The following is a 1,356-nucleotide window of genomic DNA, read 5'->3' on the forward strand; positions in this document are numbered from 1 at the left end:
CGGACAAGGACGGGGCGATGGACGCCTCCGACCGGCTCGCCGAGCTGGACGGGGTCGAGTTCGTTGACGCGCTGGACCTGGCCGACGAGGACGAGTTCCGGCTGCGGTGAGTGGCCGCCGCCGTGAGGTGACGAGGACCCGACCTTTGCCTGGCAGGCCCTCGCCGGCCCCTCGCGGCGTCAGTCTTCGACCGCGAGGTGCCTCACCACGGTGTCGGGGCCGGGGCTCATGAGGGTCTCGTGGCCGTCTTCGAAACGGACCCGGTAGGGCGGGCTGCCGTTCTCGCCCAGCACCTCGATGACCTCCGCCGTCCGGTCGTGCTGTCCCACGATCCGCCCGTGCACCACGATCCGGTCGCCCACGCTCGCCCGCATGCCGTATCTCCGTTCCCCAGAGGTGGCGGCCCTCGCCGCCGTACCCGTCCGACTCTCCACCACATCCAGGCACGTGCCGCGGAAGGGCCTTCCCCGTGGGCCGTCCCCCCGCCCCCTGGCGACGTGACGGCTCAAGGGCGAGGAGACAGCCTGCCGGGACCACCGTCCAGCGGTCGCGACCCCGGTCGCCCCATTCCACCCCGGCCCGCGCACCGACACCAGCCATCACACGGCCCGGCCGGGCATGTGCCACCCGATCGGCCCAGGCAGGGACTTCGGCGGCAACTCCATTGATCACACTGCATTTGTACGCTACCGTACACATGAAATGTACGGTGCCGTATAGACGAAGGGTCCCACCGTGTCACGACTCGCAGAGACGGCGCACACCGAGCAGCCGTGGCACATCCACGAACTCGCGCCCGACTTCACCGTCGAGGACGTGTGGTCGTTCCGCACGCCCGGGGCCGGCCCCGACGACTTCCCGACGATGCTCGCGGCGATGCAGGCCGCCGGCGGACCCGCGAAACAACCTTGGCTGGTGCGGGCCTTGTTCGCCGCGCGCTGGAAGCTCGGCGCACTCTTCGGCTGGGACAAGCCGTCGGCGGGCGTCGGCGAGCGGGTCGTCTCGCTCCGCGACCGCCTGCCCGGCGACCTGCGCGACGGCCGCCGCGGCCCGGACCACGACGGCATGCCGCTCAAAGCGGTCTACGAGCTCGACCGGGAGGCCGCGCGCGAGCTGGCGAACAAGACGGTGCACACCGTGATGCACCTCGGCTGGGTCCAGGGAGCGAACGGCGACTACGAGCTGCGGATGGCCGTCCTCGTCAAACCCAACGGACGGTTCGGCCGGCTCTACATGGCCGCCATCGCACCCTTCCGGCACCTCATCGTCTACCCCTCCCTGACCCGCCAATGGGAACAGGCCTGGCGCGACCGCGACCACACGCAGGCCGCAGGACGCTAACTCGCCTGCCTGCAG

2 protein-coding genes are annotated in these 1,356 nt (G+C 70.9%); one reads left to right on the top strand and one right to left on the bottom strand.

Going from position 1 to position 1,356, the window contains the following annotated elements:
* Positions 1–179: 179 nt before the first annotated feature.
* Complete coding sequence (locus AB0B01_RS30780) at positions 180–374, bottom strand: DUF1918 domain-containing protein (RefSeq protein ID WP_361726266.1); 195 nt, start codon at positions 372–374, stop codon at positions 180–182.
* Positions 375–735: 361 nt separating this feature from the next.
* Between AB0B01_RS30780 and AB0B01_RS30785 the strand changes: the two genes are divergently transcribed.
* Positions 736–1,341, top strand: coding sequence for a DUF2867 domain-containing protein (locus AB0B01_RS30785; protein ID WP_361726269.1), 606 nt, complete (start codon positions 736–738; stop codon positions 1,339–1,341).
* Positions 1,342–1,356 lie beyond the last annotated feature (15 nt).

The sequence above is a fragment of the Streptomyces sp. NPDC044571 genome, from assembly GCF_040647115.1.
Taxonomy (GTDB): Bacteria; Actinomycetota; Actinomycetes; order Streptomycetales; family Streptomycetaceae; genus Streptomyces.

Bases quoted from the DNA above. Each gene is read 5' to 3' on its own strand.
- AB0B01_RS30780 (WP_361726266.1), bottom strand. From the start codon at position 374: ATGCGGGCGAGCGTGGGCGACCGGATCGTGGTGCACGGGCGGATCGTG.